Source organism: Lysinibacillus sp. NPDC097287 (genome assembly GCF_044761695.1).
Taxonomy (GTDB): Bacteria; Bacillota; Bacilli; order Bacillales_A; family Planococcaceae; genus Lysinibacillus.
Genome location: NZ_JBIWCX010000001.1, coordinates 273,036 through 294,631, shown reverse-complemented (window position 1 = coordinate 294,631; position 21,596 = coordinate 273,036). Strand labels below are relative to the sequence as shown.

At 38.7% G+C, this 21,596-nt stretch carries 18 protein-coding genes; 11 read left to right on the top strand and 7 right to left on the bottom strand.

The genetic code is table 11. The features are described from left to right. Positions 1-125: 125 nt before the first annotated feature. The gene (locus ACIQ2D_RS01335) at positions 126-761 is read right to left on the bottom strand and encodes a GntR family transcriptional regulator (protein WP_402858218.1); all 636 of its coding nucleotides are present in this window, start codon (positions 759-761) and stop codon (positions 126-128) included. Positions 762-1,048: 287 nt separating this feature from the next. On the opposite strand from ACIQ2D_RS01335, the gene ACIQ2D_RS01330 reads away from it, so the two are divergent. The 5 genes from ACIQ2D_RS01330 (at position 1,049) to ACIQ2D_RS01310 (ending at position 5,296) form a co-directional block, all read left to right on the top strand. Next, positions 1,049-1,780: a GTP cyclohydrolase II gene (locus ACIQ2D_RS01330; protein WP_402858216.1), complete on the top strand. Its 732-nt coding sequence runs from the start codon at positions 1,049-1,051 to the stop codon at positions 1,778-1,780. A gap of 17 nt (positions 1,781-1,797) precedes the next feature. Further along, a complete protein-coding gene (ribD, locus tag ACIQ2D_RS01325; protein WP_402858214.1) occupies positions 1,798-2,907 on the top strand; it encodes a bifunctional diaminohydroxyphosphoribosylaminopyrimidine deaminase/5-amino-6-(5-phosphoribosylamino)uracil reductase RibD in 1,110 nt (369 codons plus the stop codon). Then, positions 2,904-3,989, top strand: a complete 1,086-nt coding sequence (locus ACIQ2D_RS01320; protein ID WP_402858212.1) for an FAD-dependent monooxygenase — start codon at positions 2,904-2,906, stop codon at positions 3,987-3,989. Before ribD ends, ACIQ2D_RS01320 begins: the two co-directional genes overlap by 4 nt. A 15-nt stretch (positions 3,990-4,004) precedes the next feature. After that, a complete protein-coding gene (locus ACIQ2D_RS01315; protein WP_402858209.1) occupies positions 4,005-4,568 on the top strand; it encodes a 5' nucleotidase, NT5C type in 564 nt (187 codons plus the stop codon). Between the two features lie 191 nt (positions 4,569-4,759). Beyond that, positions 4,760-5,296 carry a CueP family metal-binding protein gene (locus ACIQ2D_RS01310; protein WP_402858206.1) on the top strand — a complete coding sequence of 179 codons (537 nt, stop codon included), beginning with the start codon at positions 4,760-4,762 and terminating at the stop codon, positions 5,294-5,296. A 50-nt stretch (positions 5,297-5,346) separates the two neighbouring features. Here ACIQ2D_RS01310 and ACIQ2D_RS01305 read toward each other — a convergent pair whose 3' ends face one another. The 5 genes from ACIQ2D_RS01305 to ACIQ2D_RS01285 all read right to left on the bottom strand — a co-directional run bounded on the left by ACIQ2D_RS01305 (position 5,347) and on the right by ACIQ2D_RS01285 (position 10,558). Next, a complete protein-coding gene (locus ACIQ2D_RS01305; RefSeq protein WP_402858203.1) occupies positions 5,347-6,114 on the bottom strand; it encodes an IclR family transcriptional regulator in 768 nt (255 codons plus the stop codon). Positions 6,115-6,362: 248 nt separating this feature from the next. Continuing rightward, the gene (locus tag ACIQ2D_RS01300; protein WP_402858200.1) at positions 6,363-7,505 is read right to left on the bottom strand and encodes a CaiB/BaiF CoA transferase family protein; all 1,143 of its coding nucleotides are present in this window, start codon (positions 7,503-7,505) and stop codon (positions 6,363-6,365) included. Between the two features lie 20 nt (positions 7,506-7,525). Continuing rightward, entirely contained in the window at positions 7,526-8,332 is an 807-nt protein-coding gene (locus ACIQ2D_RS01295; RefSeq protein ID WP_402858197.1) for an enoyl-CoA hydratase/isomerase family protein, read from the bottom strand. A 13-nt stretch (positions 8,333-8,345) separates the two neighbouring features. Continuing rightward, positions 8,346-9,407, bottom strand: coding sequence for an acyl-CoA dehydrogenase family protein (locus ACIQ2D_RS01290; protein ID WP_402858194.1), 1,062 nt, complete (start codon positions 9,405-9,407; stop codon positions 8,346-8,348). Further along, positions 9,404-10,558 (bottom strand): acyl-CoA dehydrogenase family protein, encoded by a 1,155-nt coding sequence (locus tag ACIQ2D_RS01285; RefSeq protein WP_402858191.1) that lies wholly within the window; start codon positions 10,556-10,558, stop codon positions 9,404-9,406. Before ACIQ2D_RS01285 ends, ACIQ2D_RS01290 begins: the two co-directional genes overlap by 4 nt. 301 nt (positions 10,559-10,859) lie before the next feature. On the opposite strand from ACIQ2D_RS01285, the gene rpoN reads away from it, so the two are divergent. The 6 genes from rpoN to ACIQ2D_RS01255 all read left to right on the top strand — a co-directional run bounded on the left by rpoN (position 10,860) and on the right by ACIQ2D_RS01255 (position 20,584). Further along, on the top strand, positions 10,860-12,197 hold the full coding sequence (gene rpoN / locus ACIQ2D_RS01280; protein ID WP_402858188.1) for an RNA polymerase factor sigma-54: 1,338 nt from the start codon (positions 10,860-10,862) through the stop codon (positions 12,195-12,197). 293 nt (positions 12,198-12,490) lie between these two features. Beyond that, complete coding sequence (locus ACIQ2D_RS01275; protein ID WP_402858185.1) at positions 12,491-13,921, top strand: amino acid permease; 1,431 nt, start codon at positions 12,491-12,493, stop codon at positions 13,919-13,921. Positions 13,922-13,998: 77 nt separating this feature from the next. Continuing rightward, on the top strand, positions 13,999-15,645 hold the full coding sequence (locus tag ACIQ2D_RS01270; RefSeq protein ID WP_402858182.1) for a sigma-54 interaction domain-containing protein: 1,647 nt from the start codon (positions 13,999-14,001) through the stop codon (positions 15,643-15,645). A gap of 1,067 nt (positions 15,646-16,712) precedes the next feature. Then, on the top strand, positions 16,713-18,044 hold the full coding sequence (locus ACIQ2D_RS01265) for an aminotransferase family protein (protein WP_402858179.1): 1,332 nt from the start codon (positions 16,713-16,715) through the stop codon (positions 18,042-18,044). A 3-nt stretch (positions 18,045-18,047) separates the two neighbouring features. Next, complete coding sequence (ald, locus tag ACIQ2D_RS01260; RefSeq protein WP_402858176.1) at positions 18,048-19,175, top strand: alanine dehydrogenase; 1,128 nt, start codon at positions 18,048-18,050, stop codon at positions 19,173-19,175. An 11-nt stretch (positions 19,176-19,186) separates the two neighbouring features. Continuing rightward, positions 19,187-20,584 (top strand): aldehyde dehydrogenase family protein, encoded by a 1,398-nt coding sequence (locus ACIQ2D_RS01255; RefSeq protein ID WP_402858173.1) that lies wholly within the window; start codon positions 19,187-19,189, stop codon positions 20,582-20,584. A 66-nt stretch (positions 20,585-20,650) separates the two neighbouring features. Here the strand turns inward: ACIQ2D_RS01255 and ACIQ2D_RS01250 are convergent, their stop codons facing one another. Next, positions 20,651-21,529 carry a LysR family transcriptional regulator gene (locus ACIQ2D_RS01250; protein WP_402858170.1) on the bottom strand — a complete coding sequence of 293 codons (879 nt, stop codon included), beginning with the start codon at positions 21,527-21,529 and terminating at the stop codon, positions 20,651-20,653. Positions 21,530-21,596 lie beyond the last annotated feature (67 nt).

Here is a 21,596-nt window from a genome sequence, read left to right as displayed (position 1 = left end):
AGGATTGTCGTATCCATAAATAAGCAAGTAACAACCTAACCGTAACAGAAGGTTGTTACTTTTGTCAAACTAGCGAAAAAGAAAAAATCCGCTTAAACGCTGGTATAGCAGCGCTTAAGCGGATTTTAATTTGGATATAAAAAATTTTGAACACGCGCTAAACTTTCATCATTGCCAATGAAATAGATGATGTCACCTTCTTCAAGCGACGCATAAGGTCCAGGCGATAGTAATAATTCGTTGTTTCGGCGAATGCCAACGATCGTACCGGAAGTATTTTGCCAAAAGTTCAAGGTTTGTAGTGTTTGCTGAATACATGGGCTTTCGTTCGTCATTTCGATTTGATAAGGAATGAACGGATTGACAGAGCGGAAGTGTTCAGTTCGGCTAATGAGTTGTTTTGTTTTTTCTTGCAAATTAAGCAATTCATTCTGTTGAGCATGGATGCTTTTGAGAAGTTCATTTTGTAGTTCATGGACCGATTGAACATCCTGAAATTGTCGGACAAAATGAGCTGCTTTTTCATATGATTTAATGAATACACCACTCCCTTTTGAAGCTTCAACAATTTCTAAATCCTGTAATACTGCAATAGCTCTTCTTGCAGTCTCAGCAGATACATTATATTGGCTTGCAAGTGAAGATCGTGCATATATTTTATCGCCTATTTGATATCTTTTTTCTACTATTTTCGAGGCAAGATCAACGGCAATTTGCTGATATTTTGGCTGTTTCACTTGAACACTTTTTTCTAAGTTCATTCATAAACTTCCTTTCATCTTTAACAACATATCTTCGCTTATTATAGACCAGCGTGCTAGGAAAAAATAGCATTAGAAAAATCTTTAAGTATTCCTCTGAATAATAGTCAATTTAGGTACTCTTATTAGTGAAAAGAGTAATTGAAATTTTAGTAAAATAAGAGAAGTTGTTTGACAGACCTTAGTTATCAATATAAACTTAGTTACGTTATGTAAGTAATGAACTTATACAAGCTCGCAGCTAGTTATTTAAGTTAGCTGTTTACGAAAGAAAGTTGGAGAGAATTATGACAATTACAACTAAAATAATGGATATAGTTAAAGATAAAATGGTTATTATGAAGCAATCTGAAACAGAAAATATCTGTATCGTTGGACCTGTGAAATTGCCTGTAAAACAGGGTGACTTCTCAGCGACATTCCAATGGTATAACTGGCTAAAGGTTGATGCAAATCTATCAAAAGAAGAAATTATTGATTCACTTGCAGCAGCGAATTTAGCTTTTCAACAGCAATCATCTGTCCTTGTATATGGTGATTTTGCCAATGGAGAGGATGCAATCATTCGTATGCACAGCATTTGTCATACTGGAGATATTTTTGGTAGTCAGCGTTGTGATTGTGGCTATCAACTACATGAGTCTATGAAAATGATTACTGAACATGGTTGTGGTGCTATTTTCTATTTAGCTGATCATGAAGGCCGAGGCATTGGGTTATTTTCAAAATCAGTTGCTTATTTATTACAAGAAGAGGGCTTAGACACAGTTGAAGCCAATCATGCACTTGGTTTCCCTGATGATACACGTTCTTACGAAGAGGCCTTAACTGTATTAGAAGCACTTCGTACAAAACCTGTGACATTGATTACTAACAACCCGAAAAAGTTAGAAGCATTAGAAGCACATGGTTTAGCTGCAGAAGGGCATGTACCGTTATGGGGTGGCTTAACCGAGACAAATCAATTTTACTTGAATACAAAGGTTGAAAAATCTGGACATATGCGTGAATCGAAGTAAGTGAGGAGGACATTGTGATGACGACGGATGAAAAGTATATGCAATTAGCGCTCGATTTAGCAGCGAGTGCAAAGGGAAATACAAACCCGAATCCATTAGTAGGGGCAGTCATAGTAAAAGATGGCGTCATTGTGGGTACCGGCTTACACAGAAAAGCTGGGGAGCCTCATGCAGAAGTCCATGCTTTTCGTATGGCAGGAGAGCATGCAAAAGGTGCGACTCTATATGTGACACTTGAACCATGTTCACACTATGGGAAAACGCCTCCTTGTGCGAACTTAGTGAAGGACTGTGAAGTAAATCGTGTTGTTGTCGCGATGCAAGACCCGAATCCGGATGTGGCAGGCCGGGGTATTCAACTACTTCGTGATGCAGGGATTGAAGTAGAGGTGGGTGTATTAGAAGCGCAGTCACGACGTTTAAACGAACGCTTCATTCACAATATGCTGACAAGTCGTCCATTTATCATTTCAAAGTATGCAATGACATTAGACGGGAAAATTGCCGCACACACAGGGCATTCCAAATGGGTGACTGGAGAGGCGGCACGCGAGGATGTCCATCATATTCGCCACGAGGTCGACGGTATTTTAGTTGGTGTTAGTACGGTGATTGCAGATAATCCATCACTTACTACTCGATTAAATAAGGGATATGATAAGAATCCTGTTCGAATAATTATGGACAGTTCACTACGAACGCCGGAAAAAGCGAATGTTCTCAATGTCGAAGAAGCAAAAACAATCATCGTTTGTAGTGATGAGGTAGGCCAAGAGAAAATCGCTTTATTTGAGGGGAAAGGTGTTGTAGTTTTACGGGTTCGTCGTGAACATAATGGACTTGATATTGATGATATGCTGGCAAAGCTTTATCAACTAGGTATAACAGATATTTTAGTTGAGGGTGGTAGTACAGTGAATGCTTCCTTTTTACAAAGTGGTGCTATTAATAAGTACATTGTATATGTGGCTCCGAAAGTATTAGGAGGCCGCCTGTCTTTAACACCGATTGGTGGTCATAGCCCTGCATTGATGGAAGAAGCTTTTGATTTGGAATTTGATTCGTTTGAAAAGGTTGGTCAAGATTTACGCATTATCGCTTACCCAAAGAAAGGTGACGAAAAGTGAGTTATGAAGCGGATGTTTGTATAGTAGGAGCAGGTCCAGCTGGAACACTTCTTGGGTATTTACTTGCGAAAAAAGGCTTTTCTGTGATGCTACTTGAACAAAACAAAGAGCTTGGTAAAGCATTTCGTGGCGAGCATTTAAACGAAGAGGGGGAAGCGGTTTTAAAGAGTCATAATCTTTTTGAAGCAGTCGAAGCACTTGGTTTATTGCGCATGGAGAAACTGGAATATTGCTATAATGGCCATACCATTAAAACGATACTCCCGGATCCAGCAGTTGGTCACCTTGGTATCCACGTGCCACAAAAAAATTTACTAAAAGCCATTTTAAGCAAAGCTCAGAAAATTTCACACTTCAATTGCATGTTAAATACGAAAGTGACACGACTTATGACAGATGACGCTGGCCGTTATGTTGGAGTGGTTGCCTTAAAAGACGGTGAACCAATTGAAATTACCAGTCAGCTTATTATTGGTGCTGATGGCCGTTATTCCACAATTCGTAGGCAGTCGCAAATTGATATGGCAAAACGAAAACATGGATTTGATCTATTATGGGCGAAAATTCCTGCACCTCAAGGGTGGGAGCCAACCATAAAAATGGCGCTAATTGATAATAAGCAATTGTCATTATTTACACAGACCAATGGCTTTATCCAAATTGGTTGGAATATTGAGCAAGGTAGCTTCCCAACACTCCGAAAACAAGAATTCATACCATTTATTCAACAGCTGACAAAAGCTTTTCCAGAATTGACTGAGACAGTGGCGCAGCATATTCAATCTTGGCGAGATTTTGTGTTATTAGATGTATTTAGTAGCCATTGTGAGAGTTGGGGAGCAGATGGACTCGTACTTTTAGGTGATGCAGTCCATACAATGACGCCAACAGGAGCATTTGGATTAAACAGTGCGCTAAAGGACGCAGAATGTCTAGCAATGTTATTAACAAAAGAATCAATTGCACAATTTAAGGTACACATTTTCCAACAAATGCGGGAGCCAGCAATTGAAGAAGTACAGATAAAGCAGATTGAAAAAGAACAATCTTTTGCCGCAAACTTCTTAGAAACAGCTTCTTGAAAGGAACGAAAAAAGATGAAATTTGGCTTTGATATTGACGACACACTAATCGATTTACGCGCTCATGCTTTTGAGCTATATAATAAAAAACTAGGCAAAAATGTAGAAATTGAAGCCTTTCATGCACTGCAAAGAGTGGAAATTCACGAGCCGTTTGGCTTAAGTGATACAGAAGGTTCTGCTATGTGGAATAGCTCCTTAGAAGATATTTATTTTACGGATTGTCCGATTTTTGAAGGGGCGCTTGAAACATTACAAGCATTACAACAAGAGGGACATGACATTTACTATATTACGTCACGTCCAAAACAGTATTGCAAGAAAACACGGGAATGGATGATCTCAAAAGGCTTTCCTGTAGCAGAAGGGCACTTCTTCTGTGGGATGCAAGATCATGAAAAAGTAGCAACTATTAAATCACTAGCGCTAGATGTTTATGTGGATGATAAACCAGCCGTACTTGAAACGTTACAAGCAGTGGAGACGGAAGTTATCTTAAAAAATCAATCATACAATCAGCATGTGGCATTACCACGTTTGTATCATTGGTATGGGTTCGAATCACTAGTGTTCGCGTAATTCAGCTGTGTTGATTAGGAGAATAATGTGTTATATTTACATTGGAAATTGGTTATTCCACACACCTGTAAATAATTTTATTTTAAGTTAATCTACCATTTATCTGCACACTTTCTTCATATTTATCGTTTATAATATAAGCATTCAGCGTTATAAGACGTAGAAAGAAACAAACTAGAGGTGGATACAGAATGAAATTAAAAATGTTTGCTGCAACTTTGTTTGCTACTGTTTTACTAGGTGCTTGTAATGGAGAGAGTTCGGATGTCGATAACTCTGTAAAAGAAATGGATACGGAAGACATTAAGGAATTGGTAAGTGAGTATAGCGGGAATAAAATTAAAGAAGAAACTGCTTCAATCACATCTAGACAACTGATTGTGACAGATAAAGAAGGAAAAGAGTTAGCGTATGCTTTACCAGAAGACGAATTTTTTGTTTCTATTGCTCCTTATGTAAATCAAACTCACCCTTGCACAAACCATAGCTTGACTGGTTGCCAAGGCGAGATGGTAGATAAAGAGATTGATGTTTACATTGAGGACTCGAAAGGTAATGTGATAGTGGATGAAACCATGAAAACTCCAGCTAATGGATTTATTGATTTATGGCTGCCACGTGATGAAACGTATAACATTAAGATGGAGCACGAAGGGAAAATGGTAGAGTCAACGTTTTCTACTTCTGAAAAAGATGGTACTTGCATTACAACTATGCAATTAAAATAAAGCAAAAAAAGGATTGATATAACGAATGTCGTTATATCAATCTTTTTTTGTTAATATAGTTGCTTTTCAATTTCCAAAGCGACTTGTTGAATAGTTTCAATTAAATGTTGTTCATCATAATCACTGTAGCGTACTTCTGGAATGATAATCGTCACGGAAGCGATGATTTGATGAGAAGCATTTAATATCGGTGCTGTAACAGAGCATGCCCCACGTACACGCTCGCCATTACTTTTTGCATAACGTTGGGAACGGATTTGCTGTAAATCCTTCATCAGTTGCTCTTTTGAAAGAATCGTCTGATCGGTAATCGGTTTAAAATGTATATTCTCCACATATTCTTCAACATTCGGCAAAAATGCTAGCAATGTTTTAGAAGAAGCACCTGCATAAAGAGGGGAGGTGTCTCCAACATACATTTTCGTTGATAGTGGATAAGTTGAATCGTAGTTTAAAATACAACGTCTTTCCAAACCGTCGATTATATTCATGGAAACACTTTCGCCCATTTCCTGGTTCAGCTTTTTTAAAAGGGGCTCTGCTACAATAATTAGACTAGACTCTTGCTTGACTAAGTTTCCTAAGTAAAGCAGCGAATGTCCTAGTTGGTAGCGTTTCGTACGTTCATCTTTATGCAGAAAACCTTCGTACACAAAGGTAGAGACAAAGCGTTGTAAACTGGAGATGCTAATCTCTGTTTTTTTACTTAATTCTGTTAAAGAAAGGCTTGGTTCATCTTTCGTAAAAGCTTTTAACACTTTAATCGCTTTGTGTAGCGACGACATTGTGTAGTTTTTTTCAAAAGTCTCTTGATTCATCTCGTCACCTACTCAAATAAAATTACTTTTATTATGAATCTACACCAAAACATGTTCTTGACTTAAAAACTATGTAAGCACATGGAACGGAAGGCGGCGACTCCTTGGGGATCAGCGAACAACTTGAGACCCCACAGGAGCGTTAGCGACGAGGAGGCTCAAGGTTCGCCCCCAGGAAAGCGTCCGCCTGTAGTGGAATGTGCTGTCAAGTACAGACTTTGGTGTAGAACCTTTATTATAACGCACTTTTATTTCGGGAGAGAGGACTTTTGGAATTCTTTTGAATGTTCGCCAAGTGTAGGAGGTGCTGATTTATATTCAATATTTAAGCTAGAGAACTTTAAAGGATTTTTAACGAACTTCATTTTACCATATTGTTCATGCTCTATTTCACCAATCATGTCACGTGCAATTATTTGTGGCTGTTCAAGTGCTTCAGCGATCGTATTCACACGGCCACCAGGAATCTTGTATTGCTGTAATAATTCAATCCATTCATCGCGGGTTTTCGTCAACGTAACTTCAGTAATCAACTTAACAAGCTCATCTTCATTTTTTTTGCGTTGCGTATTTGTAATAAATCGTGCATCTTTAGCCCAATCCTCACGTCCTATCATGACGCAAAACTTTTGATACTGTGCATCAGTGCCAGCGCAAATCATTAAAGGACCATCCGAACAGTTGAATACTTGGTAAGGTGCGACATTATTATGACGGTTACCTAGACGTGCTGAAGTAAAGCCTGTATTTAGATAAGCACTTGCTACATTCGCTAGACTACTCATTTGAACATCTAATAGAGCTAAATCAATAAATTGCCCCTCATTCGTTTGATCGCGCATCCGTAGTGCAGCTAAAATGCTAATGACGACATAATTAGACGTTAAAATATCTGCAATAGGGACACCAACTCTTGTCGCTTCTCCATCAGGAGATCCTGTCACATCCATTAAACCACTCATTGCTTGAATGACCGGATCAAATCCTGGTTCAAAAGCTAGGGGACCTGTTTGACCGAAGCCGGTTACCGCACAATGAATAATGCGCGGATTCACTTTTTTCAGTTCTTCATAACTTAGTCCCATTCGCGCCATATCACCTGTTTTAAAGTTTTCAAGTACGATATCTGCATCTTTGACAAGCTCTTTAAATTGCTCTCGGGCTTCAGCAGTTTTTAAATCTAACGTAATCGATTTTTTATTGCGATTGGCACATAAATAATAAGTGCTTTGATCATTCAAAAACGGGCCCCAGTCACGCATACTATCAGAGCCATTAGGATGTTCTATACGAATCACTTCGGCACCTAAATCCGCAAGCATCATCGAGCCTGCTGGAGCAGCATAGACACGTGATAAATCTAGCACTCGAATATTTTCAAGAGGTTGCATCTTTTTTCCTCCTACTCACATCATTTATAAACAGGTTTGCGTTTTTCTACGACCGCACTAACGCCTTCTTTAAAGTCATTAAGTTCTGTCACAATGGCCATTTGAGAGGATATATAGTCGAGGGCAGAGCGTAAATCCATTCGTTGGCTTTGATAGACTGCACGCTTAATGAATTGTAATGTCGTTGTTGGACGACTTGCTAATTCTTTTGCGTAATTGTATGTGTATTCGTCTAGTTCATGGTCATCTACTACAAAGGTTACGACACCTTTTTCTTTCGCTTCATCAGCAGTTAATACACGAGCAGTCCAGAACATGTCCAACGCTTGATCGATACCTATTAATTTCGGTAAATAATATGCCCCGCCGTCACCTGGTACGATGGCTACGTTAATGTAGCTTTCAGAAATCTTTGTGGATCTCGCGGTAATGCGAATATCACACATTAATGCCATATCAAGACCTGCCCCCATTGCAAAGCCATGAACTTGCGCGATAACGGGCTTATCAATTTCCTCAAGAAGAAGGGGGATCCGCTGAATCTTTTTCCACAGCGAATTTTTACGTGCCAAACCTGTAGAAGAGATGTCTTCTTCACTTTTGAAGAACCCTTCACCGGCTTGCATGGCTTTAATGTCGCCACCTGCACAAAATGATTTGCCGTTCCCTTTCACAATCACTACACGAATATCCTCTGAATCACGGACCGTTTCAAGTGCATGAATCCACTCCGTAATCATTTCTTCACTGAAGGCGTTATACGCTTCAGGTCGGTTTAACGAAATCGTTGCAATATGATCTTTCACTTCAAATAGTAAATCAGCCATTAAAAACCACTCCTTATTGTGTTATTGGAATTTTTGTATCAGTTAAATACGCCCATAGGTTGTCACCGCTATTTTCTAGCAGTTGTGTTGCCAATATCTCTGTCCAATGGGAGATGTTCGCTCCTTCATCACGCCATGACCAAAGTCTACGCGTATATTGGTGCAAGCTATGTTCGTGTGTCGTACCGATTGCGGCATGAACTTGATGAGAAATTGTCGCTACGGCTTGAATAGCTTCTTCAAAACGAATGCGTGCATAGGCCACTTTACTATTTCCACTTTGTGTTAGAAGGGCGTTTGTGACGTTATTAAATGCAGCTAAGGCAACAGCTGTTTCACCTGCTAAGTTCACAATATGTTGTTGAACGAGCTGGAAACGATGAATTGGACGACCAAATTGTTCACGCTCTTTTGTATATTGAACCGTTAAGTCGTTTATTTTATCGATGGCACCTGTCATCTGTGCTAATTGAAAGGCTGTTTCAAATGTTATGAGTATTTGAATTTCATCAGATGATAGGGCTGCGGAGACTTGTGAAACTTCGGCATTAGAAAACTTTACAGCATCCCTCGGTTCGCCAGCTAAGTTTACCCCTTGCGTAATTTCTGCTTTGCCTAAATCTATTTCTACTAAATGCGTGCCGTGTTCGCTTTTTGCAAGTGTCACTAAGTGTTTTGTATGACGCGCCCAATGAATATGAATGGCTTCGCCTGTTAATTTATTGTCTTCTAGCGTATAGGCTTGATCATTAGACAACATGTATGTCGCCAAATCACTGATTACCTGTAAGTTCGTATATTCTAATAAATAGTTAGCTAGTGTTGTTTCAGCAAACGGAATAGGGGCAGCATACTTCCCGGTTAAACGAACAATATTTAGTAGATCCTCTAAATCGCCACCTGCACCTCCGTTTTCCTCAGAAATGGCTACAATTGGAATGCCATTTTCTTCGAACAATTCCCATACTTTTGGTGCCCAAAGACCTTGTTCTACTGTATCGACTAAATCTTTATCAACATTTTCCTTTAACATACGTTCTACAACGTCTAAAATCATATCTTTCATTTCGCTCATTGTGCTACAACTCCTTTCGCTACCACGCCGTATAGAACTTCGGAAGTTCCTCCGCGAATTGTAAAGCCTGGTGCATGTAAGATGGACTCCGCCATTAAGCGATCTATTTTTCGCTTAGCATCAAGTGTTGGGTAGGTTTGTACTAATAAGCGTGTAATTTCAGGAATACTTTGTTCAAATTTTGTCCCAAGCGCTTTGACTAGGGCAGCAGGAATGGACACGTCATCACCTTCACCGGATTCCAATAGTTGAGCTACGCCAATTGATAGATTACGTAAGCTCCACAGACGTGCGACAATTTTAGATGCCTGTTTTAATCCTTCTGTATTTTTTTGTTGTTTTAGTTCTTGAATGAGTTCGTCAAGTAAAGGGAATGTACTTAAAATACGCTCAGGACCACTGCGTTCAAAGGCAAGTTCTGCTAAACCTTGAGACCAGCCATTGCCGATTTCTCCAACAACCATATTGTCAGGTACAAAAACATTTTCAAAAAATACTTCATTGTAATGATGTTCACCCGTTAAGAACTTAATCGGTACAACAGTTATGCCATCTGCTTGGAAATCAACAATGAGTTGGCTTAGCCCTGCGTGTTTATTTTTTCCATCGAATGGGCTTGTACGTACTAAAGTCACCATGTAGTGACAAAGGTGAGCGTTGCTAGTCCATATTTTTTGGCCATTTACAATCCAGCCACCCTCAACTTTTTCGGCACGTGTACTTACGGATGCTAAGTCTGAGCCACTATTAGGTTCACTTAGACCAATCCCGAAGTAGCATTCGCCTTTCACAATTTTAGGTAAGAAAAGGTTACGTTGTTCTTCGGTCCCATAGCGTAAAAGAAGTGGTCCTGTTTGGCGATCGGCAAACCAATGTGCTGCAACGGGCGCACCGATAGCTAGAAACTCTTCCGTTAAAATGTAACGATCTATTGTATTTCGCTCTTGTCCACCATATTTTTTTGGCCAAGTCATGCCAATCCAGCCTTTTTGCCCGATTATTTTTGAAAACTCAGGATCATCTCCACTTAACCACGAGTCACATTTTGAGATGAAAGTACCTTTTGCTAGTTCCTCTTTTAGAAAGGCTCGAACTTCTAAACGAAATTGTTCCTGCTCTTCTGTAAATTTAACAACTGGTAATTGAAACATTAAACAACCTCTCCTTTTACCGCATTATAATAACTATTACGTTATATGTGTATTTTATTCTGGATAATAGTACCAAGTCAAATATTTTTTGTAATAATTTAAAAATTTAAATAATTAATAATTGGTTTATTTAGAGAATATATAGATTGAAGTAGAAGATAAGGTGCGTTTAGTTTGTAGCACAAAAGGGAAGGTGATTTCTTAAAGCGGAGTAATAGAATTTCTATAAAGAGGAAAAGACTGAAAATTGAAGAATAATAGTGTTGTTATATAGAAATTTTCGTTTCGGAGGTGTCGAAGTATGCAAATGACTCTTAAAAATTCGCAAAAGGTAACACAAGTACTATCAGCACAACTTGTGCAACATTTAGAAATACTTCAATATTCAACGAATGAGCTAGAGCAATATATTTATGAGAAAGCTAATGAAAATCCCTTGTTAGTCGTGACTGACGCAAAAGCGAAAAGTCATTATGAGGAAATTACGAAATTAGCAAATTGTTCCTTCAGCACTTTTTCATCGCATCATAATGCATCAAAAAATGATCAGTTCAACGTAATCGAGATGAAGCTCGCTGAGAGGGCAAGCTATGAACAGTTCTTATTCGAACAAGTGCCAATACATCAAAATTTATCTGCTTTAGACTTGGGAATTTTAACATTCTTAATTCGTTCTTTGGATGATCGCCTATTTTTAGATGTAGCGTTAGAAATCGTAGTCGATAAGTTTAAAACGACCTTTTCACATGTAGAGGAAATGCTAGATTTACTTCAAACTTTTGAACCTGTTGGGGTAGGTGCACGCAGTTTTAAAGAATATTTACTCATACAAATGGATCGCGACCCGTTTGCACCTAAAATGGCATCACAATTTATCAGCTTGGATTTAGAATTAGTAGCAGCGCAAGCGGTCAAACAGTTGAGTAAGAAATACAACATGCCTCTACAAGAAGTGAAAAAAATCGTTCACTATATAAAAAACTTAAAGCCGAAAATTACAGGTGATAAATTCGAAACAATACCATATGTCATTCCTGATATAGAAATAATGGCAATAGAAGGAGAATGGATTATCAAATTAAATCGAAGTTATTTACCGTCCGTTTCCATTGATGAAAGATACGTCGCCTTACTCAAAAACGACCCAAGCTATAAAACTTACTACCAGAACTCAATGAAAGATGCACTTGCGTTACTACAAGGAATTGAACAGCGAGATAAAACACTTTACGAATTTGCCAGGTGTCTACTACAGTTGCAGGCGGAATTTTGTTCAATCGGAGTAGATGCATTAAAACCCATGCGTTTAAAAGATATGGCGAATGTATTAGGTGTTCATGAATCAACGATTAGTCGAGCAATTCGTGGAAAGTATATACAAGCTCCGCATGGGATATATCCTTTACAATCGTTGTTTGCAAAAGGTCTTGTGAATAGTTCTGGAAAAATTAATTCTATTGCGTATATAAAAAATCAACTAAAACAGCTAATCGAGGCCGAAGATAAACAAAAACCATTAGCTGATCAACAAATTACAGAGATTTTATGTGCAGAGGGCATTCAAATTTCAAGACGCACAGTTGCGAAGTATAGAGAAGAAATGAATATTGTGAGTTCCTTCAATCGAGCTTATGGATAACAAGATGCAAAAAATATATGAATGATGTTATTTTGCATCAATTATTCGAATGTGCAATCGATTTTATTAATGGAATAAGGAATTTTAAAGTACATCCAAATTTTTTTATTCATAAATAATTGCAGATGTAGAGTGGTATTTTCTAAATGAAAAAGCACAGTTTTTTTGAATAATTCATTTATTTTTTGCGTGTATGGAGATTTTGGCATCAGAATTGCTCATTGAACAGTAGGCATTGAATTAGAAGGAAGGTGCTAGTAAATGTCTACTTAAAAACACTAAGGGGTGGTTTAATGGGAGCTTTGCAAAAATCACTGAAGACACGACACATTACTATGATTTCTATTGGAGGAGTAATTGGTACAGGACTATTCGTAGGTACGGGGAAAAACATCTTAAGTACGGGTCCTGCGGCTGTTGTGTCGTATGCAATTGCGTGTTTACTCATAGTCTTGATCATGCAAATGGTTGGGGAAATGGCATCGGGAGAAATGGCTTTAGGGGAAAAGTCTGGTGGCTCGGCTGAGCTAGGTTCATTTGCTTCATATGCAGGGAAATATATTGGACCGTGGGCAGGTTTTACAGTGGGCTGGTTATATTGGGCAAGTTGGGTGTTTATTGTCGGGTTAGAAGCTGCACTAATTGGGGGAATGCTAAATAATTGGTTTTCATTTATTCCAGTTTGGGTCGGTGGGGTAGGCATTACGTTATTAATGACAATCATTAATATTTACTCCGTAAAATCATTCGGCGAATTTGAATACTGGATATCATTTATTAAAGTTACCGCAATAATCGTATTCCTAGTTGTTGGTACAGCGATGATTTTAGGTATTTGGCCAAACTATGAGCCAAAAGGGATTGGCATTCTAACAGAGTTTGGTGGCTTTGCACCAAATGGTATTGTACCGATTCTCACAGCGATTGTATTTGTTATCTTCTCAATTTGTGGTGCTGAAGTCGCTGCTATTGCAGCAGCAGAGTCTGAAAACCCAGCGAAAAATATCGTGCGTGCCATTCGAAATGTTGTATTCCGGCTAGGGTTATTTTTCGTTGGTTCAGTAGCGATTATGATCTTGATTTTGCCGTGGAATGATTCAAAAATGCTTGCAGCTCCTTATGCAAATATTTTAACGATGGCTGGGTTACCAATAGCTGCTCAAATTATTCAAATAGTAATTTTTATTTCACTTATCTCTGTGTTAAACTCGGCACTTTACACGAGCTCACGTATGTTACTTGAAATGTCACGCCAAGGCAATGCACCAAAAATCTTCTCGCAAATTAAAAACCGGCGTGGTGCACCTGTGCCTGCTATTCTTGGTAGTACAGTGGTAGCGTATATTTGCGCATTATTATACTTCGTCTCACCTGAAGTCATTTTCTACTTTTTAGGTAACTGTGTTGGGGGTCTAATGATTGCTGTTTATATTTTTATAGCGATTTCACAAATTCGATTCCGACGTTCTTATGATAAAATCTCGGGCGAGCCATTAGCGATTAAAATGTGGTTATTCCCAGGCTTATCGTATGTAACAATCGGCATATTAGCAGTCGTTTATTTATGCCAAGTACTAATTGAATCTTTACGCCCTCAGTTCTACTTAAGTTCAATAGTAGTAGTGGGTTCGATTGTGCTGTTCTTTACTATGAGGAAATTATCTTCAAAATCACCTGAGCAAATATCAAATGAGCAAATAGAGGAAAAGTTAGCATCAGAGTAGAATGTTAATTTAAAGATGAATACCCTTAGATAGCATGCTATCTAAGGGTATTCAAGTTTTGGGAGGATGTGACCTACATGTTGACAAAAGGACTAAATAAAGAGGAACATTTTTTTATTGTGAATAATCATGAAGTAATTGTAAAAAGCGATATCCAAATCGAACTTCTTGAAAAAATAGTAAACCACTATTGTAAAGGTAAAGAAACCTTTAAGGTAGAAGGGTATTTTGTACATGTATTAGTAACGTCGCAAGGTAACTTATTTTATGTAAGACCATTGAAGCAGTTTAGCGATATTGATTTTATGAACCCATTATCAAATAAAGTATTAAATTCCATTTCAGATGGTATTACAATTTGTGATCGTAAGGGTAAAATATTATTCCAAAATGATATAGATATTGAAATTGTCGGCCTAGATTTAATGGGAAGATACGCAAAAGACGTAATAGCTGAAGGGTTAATGAGTGATTCAATATCGATGAAAGTGATTGAATCAAAAGAAAAAGTAACGATCTTGCAAACATTCATTAACGGAAAATGCTTTTTAGTGTCAGGAAAGCCGATTTTTGATGAAGACAATGAGTTGCAATATGTAGTAGCAATTACACGTGATATGACACAGCTAAAATTGTTAGAACAAGAAGTGGAAAAATTAGAAGTTCAAAATGAAAATTTTAAAAGTAAACTCCAAACGTTACATAATGAAGAGTCTTTAAAAAGTAGTTTAATCGCCGTGTCACCGGCCATGATGCAAGTAGTCAAGCGTGTCATGAGAGTTGCAGAAGTAGACTCTACTGTGTTAATTGGTGGCGAATCGGGAGTCGGTAAAGAGGAAATTACAAAGCTTATTCATGCGTATAGCAGACGCAGCCAAAAGCAAATATTAACGATTAACTGTAGTGCAATACCTGAAACATTACTAGAATCAGAGCTTTTTGGCTATGAAGCGGGGTCATTTACAGGGGCAGTCAAAGGCGGAAAAGCAGGGCTATTTGAAATTGCATCTGGGGGAACGGTGTTTTTAGATGAAATTGGTGAAATGCCCTTGCTGCTACAGGCGAAATTATTGCGCGTGCTACAAGAGTCTGAAGTACAGCGCATAGGTAGTGGAAAGCCTATTCCAATTGATGTGCGTATTATTGCAGCGACGAATCGCAACTTAGCGGAAATGGTTAGGCAAGGTAGTTTTCGGGAGGATTTATATTATCGATTAAATATTATCCCGATTGAAATCCCATCATTAAGGCAGCGGCGCGAAGATATTATTCCAATGGTTAATCATTTTTTAGCTTTAATTGAAGAGAAGTATGGTATCCATCGGACGATTGAATCGTCTGCCATAAAAATATTAGAGGCGTACGATTGGCCAGGTAACGTCCGCCAGCTAAAAAATATGGTGGAGCGCATTTGCTTATTAGCGACACAACCAGAAATAACTGTAAATACTGTGCAACAAGAGCTGGATAGCAATCCTATACTAGTTCGTCATACGGAAAATCCAATTCAAAAAAAATACGAGCAAGAGCACGAACCGGCTACGATGTATAATGGTACATTAAAGGAGAAGGTAGCCTTGTTTGAAAAGCAAATGATTAAGCAGGCGTTATCTGAACATTCGAGTATACGCCAAGCTGCAAAATCACTTGGCTGCGATCAATCTACATTAGTTCGAAAAATACAAAAATACCAACTAACACGTCACGTTTCATATAAAGATTAATGATGCGTTTTCACATCATATTTGCAACTATGCAATTTATATGGCAATACAGCAATGAATATAATGTCAAATTGCAATGATAATGAAAAAATACATTATTTATTTTGGCTCTACATCAAAATCTGTACTTGACGGCACATTTCACTACAGGCGGACGCTTTCCTGGGGGCGAACCTTGAGCCTCCTCGTCACATACGTTCCTGCGGGGTCTCAAGCTGTTCGCTAATCCCCAAGGAGTCGCCGCCTTCCGTTCCATGTGCTTACATTTGTAATTTTCTTTTAAGTCAAGTACATGTTTTGACAAAGAGCCTTTATTTTAAATTATATTTTTATACAATCATCTATTAAAGCATCTAGAACCTAGTATGAAAAACAATTACGTCAATGAATTCTTGTGTAGATTCTATAAGAGTTTGTTCAAGGCCCTTTGATTTCCGTTACAGGCGGCGCTTGAGCCGCTTCGTCGCAAAACACACTGCTCCTGCAGGGTCTCAAGTTGCTCGCTAATCCCCTAGGAGCGCCGCCTTCCACTCCAATCAACTAGAATTTTCTTATCGGGATAGTAAAAGAATGTGAACCATTCTAATTTTGAGTGGAGATAAAAGGACTACTGTACAGACCGGCAGCTGGAGTTGATCTGATGATATTACTTATATCATTGGTATTCATCATCCAAAGTGAAGGATACGTTTGATGAAAGTGCATATTGATTTTTGATTGTTAGTTGATTGGAGTGGAGGCTAGGCGACTCCTGGGGGATTAGCGTCCCAGATGAGACCCTGCAGCGAACGTAGTGAGTGAAGCGGCTCATCGGACGCCCCCCGGAAAGCGCCTAGCCGGAACGGAAATCAACATCACGTTACTATAGTTAAAGGAGTCTTTATGTACCAATTTTGGTGTAGAGACCATTTTAAAGATAGAATAATTCACAATTTTTATGAACATGATACTTTATCAACAGTATGAAAGCGCATTTTCAAAAAGAAAATGCGTTTTTTTTTGTAGTTGGCACGGAAATTGCTTTTATAAAAGTGTATGAAATTTTAATCGGAAAGAGGATGGTATTTATGACAATTCAACTAAAAGAAGAGTTAAAGGCATTAGATCAAAAGCATTTTCTTCATCCAACTACGTCTATTGAACAACAACAAACTCAAGGACCAGCTGCCATTTTCACAGAAGGGAAAGGCATTTATTTAAAAGATGTAGAAGGCAATGTCTATATTGATGGAATGTCTTCATTATGGAATGTGAATGTCGGCCATGGCCGTGAAGAAATTGCTGAAGTTGCAAAAGAACAAATGACTAAACTTGCATTCAGTTCATGCTTTTCTTCGTTTAGTAATGAGCCAGCAATTCGATTAGCGACTAAAATTGCTTCAGTAACTCCGGGAGATTTAAATACAGTATTTTTCACTTCAGGTGGTTCAGAATCGAATGATACAGCAATAAAATTAGCACGTCATTACTGGTTACTAAAAGGGCAGCCAGAGCGTCAAAAAATTATTTCACGTACGCAGTCCTACCACGGGGTAGCGATGGGTGCTACAAGTGCGACAGGTTTACAAGCGTTTCGTGATTTTACGAACTCACCTGCACCTGATTTCCACTATGTATACAATCAATCTGCACGTAATTTACGCGAAACGATTGAAGAGCTAGGACCTGAAACTGTTGCAGCGTTTATTTCAGAGCCTGTACAAGGTGCTGGAGGCGTCAATATTCCGCAAAAAGACTATTTTAAAGAAGTACGAGCTATTTGTGATGAGTACGGTATTTTATTCATTGCAGATGAAGTCATTACGGGCTTTGGTCGTACGGGGAAATATTTTGGCATGGAGCATTATGGCGTAGTACCAGATATGATGTCATTTGCTAAAGGCGTATCTAGCGGTTATGCGCAACTTGGTGGCGTCGCAATTTCAGAAAAAATCCATAAAGATTACTGTGAACTTTCAAAAGGTACATTAATGCACGGTTATACTTACAGCGGTCATGCACTTGCTTGCCAAGTTGGGCTGAAAAATATAGAAATTCTTGAGCATGAAAAGCTTGTAGATAATGCAGCAAAAATGGGTGAAGCGATGTTAGAAGGCTTCAAAGCACTTCAAGCAAAATATAGCTTTATCGGATGCGTTCGTACAATTGGATTACTTGGAGCGATTGAATTAGTAAAAAGCCGTGAAACTGGCGAGCTTTTCGAGACGCCGCTAAGCCCAATTTTCGTACAAGAAACGATGAAACGCGGCTTAATCTTACGTACGGTTACCTACGATCAAGATACAGTTGTTTTCTCTCCACCTTTGATTTTATCTAAAGCAGAGTTGGATGAAATGCTCCGTATTTTAGATGAGACATTTGAATATGTCCGCAAAACAATTGATGAGAAAGAAGGGTGAGCAATGATTATTGGCATTCCAAAAGAAATAAAAAATAATGAAAATCGTGTAGGTATGACACCTGGAGGTATTTTTGACCTTTTGAAAAATGGTCACTTCGTAAAGGTAGAAACAGGCGCCGGATTAGGTAGTGGATTTACAGACGATGCGTATATAGAAGTAGGGGCGGAAATCGTCCCTACAGCTGTTGAAGCATGGGATGTAGACATGGTCATAAAAGTGAAAGAGCCATTACCACAAGAATACGGATATTTTAAGAAAGATCTAATTCTGTTTACGTATCTCCATTTAGCACCTGAACCTGAATTAACGAAACAGCTCATTGAAAAAGAAGTCGTGGCGATTGCTTACGAAACGGTTCAGCTACAAAACGGTGCGTTACCATTATTGACGCCTATGAGTGAAGTGGCAGGACGTATGGCTGTACAGTTAGGTGCGCATTTTTTAGAAAAGCATGAAGGCGGAAAAGGTGTATTACTTGGAGGTGTTCCAGGGGTATCACCAGCCAAAGTGGTCATTATTGGTGGAGGAATTGTCGGGACAAATGCCGCAAAAATGGCTGTCGGTGCAGGCGCGGATGTCACAATTTTAGATACGAATGTTGATCGTTTGCGTCAATTGGATGATCAATTTGCTGGACGTTTAAGAACGCGCATTTCCAATACTTTTAATATTTCAGAGGAAATCAAGACAGCTGATTTATTAATTGGTGCTGTATTAATTCCTGGAGCTCGTGCACCACGTTTAGTGACGGAAGACATGGTGAAGGAAATGCCAAAAGGTTCCGTTATTATCGATGTTGCCGTTGACCAAGGTGGCTCCATTGAAACAATAGACCGTATTACAACACATAGTGAGCCAGTCTATGAAAAACATGGCGTTTTACATTATGCCGTTGCGAATATTCCAGGGGCAGTAGCGAGAACATCGACGATCGCTTTAACGAATGTTACTTTACCATATGCCTTGCAAATAGCTAATAAAGGCTACGAAAAGGCTGTGCTAGAAAATGAGGCGTTAGCAAAAGGTGTGAATACAGTATACGGAAAAATGACGTATGAAGCTGTAGCAAATGCTCATAACATTCCCTATACACCATTAAAAGACGTGCTACAAACAGTCGCAATTTAAGGAGGGGTTTTATGACAACTATCATTCGAGAAATTCGAGAACAATTTAATCCTGCAAAACCATCTGAATGTATCGGCCAAGTTGAGCTATTAACACTAGATGAAACGAAAGCAGTCGTTACAGCAGCACAAGAAGCATTTGAAGGGTGGAAAAAGACATCATCAGTAGCACGTGGTGAAATTTTACGCGTGACGGCAGACCTATTCGAAAAAAATATCGATAAAGTGGCAGAAACTGCTTCGCGTGAAATGGGTAAAACGAAAAACGAGATGATAGGCGAAGTGAAACGTGGTGCTTCCATCTTGCGATATTTCGCTCAAGAAGGTATGCGAGCAACAGGTGAGGTATTGCCATCTGCAAGTGAAGGGAAAATATTGTATACGAAGCGTGTGCCACTAGGTGTTGTGGCCGCTATTACACCATGGAATTTCCCTGTGGCTATTCCTTTGTGGAAAATTGCGCCTGCATTAGTGTACGGCAATACAGTCGTTTGGAAGCCTTCTATTGAAACAGCGTTAACAGGAAAATTAATTGGTGAGCTATTTGAACAAGCTGGCATGCCAAAAAACGTTCTGAACGTTGTGCAGGGGCGTGGCTCGAAAGTAGGGCAAGTTTTGTTAGAAGCTCCTGAAGTTAAGGCTATTACGTTTACGGGTTCTAATAGTGTTGGGCAAAGTATTTTGAATACTGCTGGCCCTACAAAAAAGAAAATCCAACTTGAGCTTGGTGGGAAAAATGCTGCCATTATTTTAGCGGATGCTGATATCCATTTAGCTGCCAAGTTGACTATCGAAGGCGCGATGAAGCAGACTGGCCAACGTTGTACGGCAACTAGTCGAGTGTACATCGAGGAAGCTGTTTATGATGAAGTCTTAGAACATTTAATCCTAGAGGCGCAAAAAATAGAAGTTGGTGTTACCATGGGCCCTGTTGCATCTAAAGGGCAATATGATGGTATTTTAGCAGCGATTGAACAAGCAAAATCTGAGGGGGCTGAACTTGTATTTGGCGGTGGGCCTACACAAGGTAAATCGGAAGGATATTATATAGATCCAACGATTTTTACAAATGTGACACATGAGATGGCAATTGCTCACGAAGAAATATTTGGACCAGTACTTGCAGTGATGAAGGTGAAAGATTATGAAGATGCCATTCGTTTATCAAATGATTCAGAGTTCGGATTAAGTGCTTCCATCTATACAACTAATATTCAAAAAGCCTTTGATTTTATTGAGCGTAGTGAGGTTGGACTTGTTCAAGTAAACGATGAAACGGGAGGTGCAGAACCTCAAGCACCGTTTGGAGGCATGAAAAACTCAAGTACAGGAGCCCGTGAGCAAGGACAAGCTGCAAAAGAATTCTTTTCAGTGACTAAAACAATAACAATAGGCACAAAAAGTTTGTAATTTGCATAAAGATTCATAGCTAAATGCCCCTTCCGTATAACGGAGGGGGGTTTTCTCTTATATTTATTACTCTATGAATTTCATAAAAGTAGTTAAAATAGAAGGTGTATGTTGTTCGTTTTTTCTTGTACATAGATAAATCGGGCGTTGAATATCAATGTTTTTCACAAAAACACGTGCCACCTGTTTACGATGGATAAAATCAGAAACTGCAATGGACGGTGCTAGCATAGCCCCATATCCTGCGGCAATAGCATGGATGGATTCGTTGATGCCATTAAATTGCAGACCAACTTTTGGTGGGGGCGTTTTATGTATTTTACATAAAGAGATTAATAATTCTTTTGTGGAGCTTCCATCCTCGCGTAAAATAAATGGTTCATTCATTAATGTTGATAGGGAAACCTCCTGTCCTGCAATTCTGTGTTCAAAAGGGACGATAAACCAATAGTCTAAATTCATGAGAAATGTGTAATCAATATCAGGGTGATGCCCATCTTCTTTTACAATAAAGCCCAAATCAGCTTTGTAGTGTAAAAGTTGTTCGATTACTTGCTTTGAGTTTTCCGTTTTTAAATGGATGTTTGTTGTTGGATAGGCTTGTTTATATTTCGCCATCCAATTCGGCAATAGAAAATGAGCAGGTACATGTGTAGCGGCAATATGTAATTCTTCGATGCCTGTGAATTTCAGCTGTTCAACTTTGTTTTCAATATCCAACTCTAAATCAAAAAGACGTTGTGCCTGTTTAAATAAAAATTCCCCATTACTTGTCAGTGTTATGCCTCTCCCTTTCGATTCAACAAGGGTTAAACCAAGTTCTTTTTCTAAATTTCGAATTTGTATCGTGACGGCTGGTTGACTAATCATTAGTGTTTGAGCGGCTTTCGAAACACTTTGTAATTCTGCTACTTTCGTGAACAAGCGAAGTGCATGTAAATTCATCCTATACCCCTTTGTATAAATGTAATTTATAGATTTATATAAATTATATATTAGATTTATTAATTTT